The following is a 3485-nucleotide window of genomic DNA, read 5'->3' as shown; positions in this document are numbered from 1 at the left end:
ACAACAAGTGAAGCCTCTGGTGGACAGTGATCTTGGTCGATCTGCTCTCCTACCAGGGGCTTCGCTGGTACGTGGGGAGGCTCGCCGCCTGCCTCGAGCCACCGGCGTCGGGCTGGTCACAGAGGATGAAAAAGGCTCAGTACTTCTCCCGTTGGAAGGCATAGGTGGGCAGCGGCACCGAACGCGCGCCCTGGTCGGCGTACAGCCGCGCCCAGTCCGGGGAGACGCCCTTGACGTGCGCCTCGGCCACCGAGGTGAGGAAGCGGTCGATGCCTGCGTCCTCCCGCTTCAACGAGCCGACGATCAGGCAGGAGTCGGCGAAACCGAACTGGTCGAGCGATTCGTGGATCGCGGAGGTGAGTACCGGGTTGACGCTCATCTCGAGGAAGGCGTCGAAGCCGGACTGGAAGGCCGCCTGCAGGCCGTCGTCGAACAGCACCGGCTCGCGCAGGTTGCGGAACCAGTAGTCCGGGCCGAGTCGCAGCCCGTCGATCTCGTCGGCGACGACGGTGGAGAAGAACCTGATGTCGGAGGTGCGCGGGGTGACGGATCGGACGGCGGCGTCGAGTTCCGCGCGCAGCGGGTCCACGTGACAGGTGTGGGCGGCGTAGTCGACCGGGATGACCTTGGCGCGGATGCCCGCGCGCTCGGCGTGGGCCACGACCTGGGCGACGGCGACGGCTCCGCCCGCGATCACGGTGGTGGCGGGGGAATTGACGGCCGCGACGTAGACGTCGTCCACGCCTGCCATCAGTTCCTCGACACGGGCCCTGCCCGCGTTGATCGAGGCCATGCCGCCCGAGCCGGGCAGCTTGCGCAGCGGCTTGCTGCGCATGGTGACGATGCGCGCGGCATCGGTCAGGCTCAGCACGCCGGCGACGTAGGCGGCCGCGACCTCGCCCTGCGAATGACCGAGTACCGCATCGGGTTCGATGCCGACCGAACGCCAGAGCGCGGCCAGACCGACCATGGTGGCGAACAGGGCGGGTTGCACCACGTCCACGCGGTCGAGGGTGGGGGCGCCCTCGGCCTGTTCGAGCACCTCGGTCAGCGACCAGTCGACGAACTCCGCGAACGCCTTCTCGCAGTCGCGGACGGCATCGGCGAACACGGCCGATTCCCGCATGAGCCGCGCCCCCATGCCCGCGTACTGGGCGCCCTGGCCGGGGAAGACGAAACACACCCGCCGATCGGGCGCGGCCTGTCCACGCACGAGGCCGATCGGCTGATTGTCGGCCACCGCCTCCAGTCCGCCGAGCACGTCGACACGGTTGGCGCCGATCACCACCGCGCGGTGGTCGAAGGCGGCGCGGGTGGCGCCGAGCGAGTAGCCGACATCGGCGAGCCGGAGTTCCGGGTGTGCCCGCAGATGATCGGCGAGCTTGCGGGCCTGCGCGGCCAGCGCCTCGGGCGTACGGCCGGACACGGGCAGCAGCGCGCTCCGCGCGGCCGGCTCCACCGGCGGGGCGGGTTCGGCCGTGGCGGGGGGCTCCTCGAGGATCACGTGGGCGTTGGTGCCCGCGATGCCGAAGGAGGAGATCCCGGCCCAGCGCGGACGGTCGCGTTCGGGCCAGGCCACGACTTCGGTGGGCACCTCCACCGCGCCCTTCGACCAGTCGACGGCCGTGGTGCGCTCGCCGACGTTGACGGTGCCGGGCACCTGCCCGTGCCGGAACGCTTCGATGATCTTCATGACGCCTGCGGCGCCCGCCGCGGCCTGGGTGTGGCCGAAATTGCCTTTGACCGAGCCGAGCAGCAGCGGTCCGTCGGGGCGTTCTTCCCGGGAGAAGACGTCGAACAGTGCTTCCAGTTCGACCGGATCACCGACCGGGGTGCCGGTTCCGTGCCCTTCCACCACATCGATGTCGCGCGGGCCGAGGCCCGCGTCGGCGAGCGCGGCGCGCAACAGCTTGCGCTGGGCCTGGGAGCTGGGGACGGTGAGGCCCTTCGTCGCGCCGTCCTGGTTGACCGCGCTGCCACGCAGCACCGCGAGCACGGGGTGGCCGTTGCGCCGCGCGTCCGACAGCCGCTCCAGCACCAGCACCGACACACCCTCGGACATGCAGAAGCCGTCGGCCTCGGCCGAGTACGGCCTGCTCCGGCCTTCCTTGGAGATCGCGCCGTGCTGGCCGAGCGCGTAGAAGCCGGTGAGCGTCGACATGATCGACACACCGCCTGCCACGGCCAGCGAGCATTCCCCGGCCGTCAGCGCCCGCGCCGCCAGATGCATCGCCACCAGCGACGAGGAGCAGGCGGTGTCCACGCTCATGGTGGGGCCCTGGAAGCCGAGCAGATACGACACCCGGCCCGAGAGCACGCTCTGGCTCACCCCGAGCGACACGTAACCGGGATCGAGATCCTTCTGTCCGGGAATGAGATAGGCGTAGTCACCGCCCATCGCCCCGATGTATACGCCGGTCTCGCTGCCACGCAGCCGGGTGGCGTCGATGCGCGCGTCCTCGAGCGCCTGCCATGTCGCCTCCAGCACCACCCGTTGCTGCGGGTCCATCGCCTTGGCCTCGCGCGGGCTGATGCCGAAGAACTCCGGGTCGAATTGGCCCGGCTCGTCGATGAACCCGCCCATCGGCGCCATCGCGGCGGCGACCTCAGGGGAGGCCATGTCCGCGAGCTCGGTCATGGCGCGGTCGGAAGGGAATTTGCCGGAGGTGTGCCTGCCTTCCACCAGGAATTGCCACAACGAGTCTGCCGAATCGATCCCGCCAGGGAATCGGCACGCCGTTCCCACAATAACGATCGGATCGCTCTGCGATGATTCACGGACCATGGGATGCCCCCATAAGAAAGAATTACTGCCGAATAAAAGTGGTGCAGGGCGGGCATACGAATCGAGTGGATCAAGTTTCCAACGATTCCGCCACCATGCAGCAACACGTCGTCCGCGCGATGAGAACAACCGCCGTCCGGCCGGGGAGGCGCGCATGTTGTCCATGACCGACGTCGTGCGCACCTATCACCTCGGCAATCAGGTCATCCGCGCGCTCGACGGGGTGACGGTGCGCATCGATCCCGGGCAGTTCGTCGCCGTGGTCGGCCCGTCCGGGGCGGGCAAGAGCACCATGCTGCACCTGCTCGGCGCGCTCGACCGCCCCGACAGCGGCTCGATCCGCTTCCGTGACGAGGAGATCGGCAGCCTCGGCGACGACGCGCAGTCACGGTTCCGCCGCAGGAACATCGGCTTCGTCTTCCAGTTCTTCAACCTCCTGCCGACCCTGTCGGCCTGGGAGAACGTCGCCGTCCCGATGCTGCTGGACGGCGGCAGGCTGCGCACGGCCCGCCCCCGCGCCCTCGAGCTGCTGGCCACGGTCGGGCTGGCCGACCGCGCCGAACATCGCCCGGCCGAGCTGTCCGGCGGGCAGATGCAGCGGGTGGCGCTGGCCAGGGCGCTGCTGATGGACCCCTCGGTGATCCTCGCCGACGAACCCACCGGCAACCTCGATTCGCGCACCGGCGCCGATGTGCTCGAC

2 protein-coding genes are annotated in these 3485 nt (G+C 69.6%); one reads left to right on the top strand and one right to left on the bottom strand.

The genetic code is table 11. The features are described from left to right. Positions 1-136 precede the first annotated feature (136 nt). Positions 137-2785 (bottom strand): type I polyketide synthase, encoded by a 2649-nt coding sequence (locus QH283_RS06920; RefSeq protein WP_280502183.1) that lies wholly within the window; start codon positions 2783-2785, stop codon positions 137-139. A gap of 154 nt (positions 2786-2939) precedes the next feature. Between QH283_RS06920 and QH283_RS06915 the strand changes: the two genes are divergently transcribed. Beyond that, positions 2940-3485 (top strand): ABC transporter ATP-binding protein (locus QH283_RS06915; RefSeq protein ID WP_280502182.1); only part of this gene is annotated, 546 nt, incomplete at its 3' end.

This window comes from Nocardia farcinica (genome assembly GCF_029867845.1).
Taxonomy (GTDB): domain Bacteria; phylum Actinomycetota; class Actinomycetes; order Mycobacteriales; family Mycobacteriaceae; genus Nocardia; species Nocardia farcinica_A.
The sequence above is the reverse complement of the archived record's forward strand: the minus strand, read 5'-3'. Positions and strand labels throughout refer to the sequence as shown.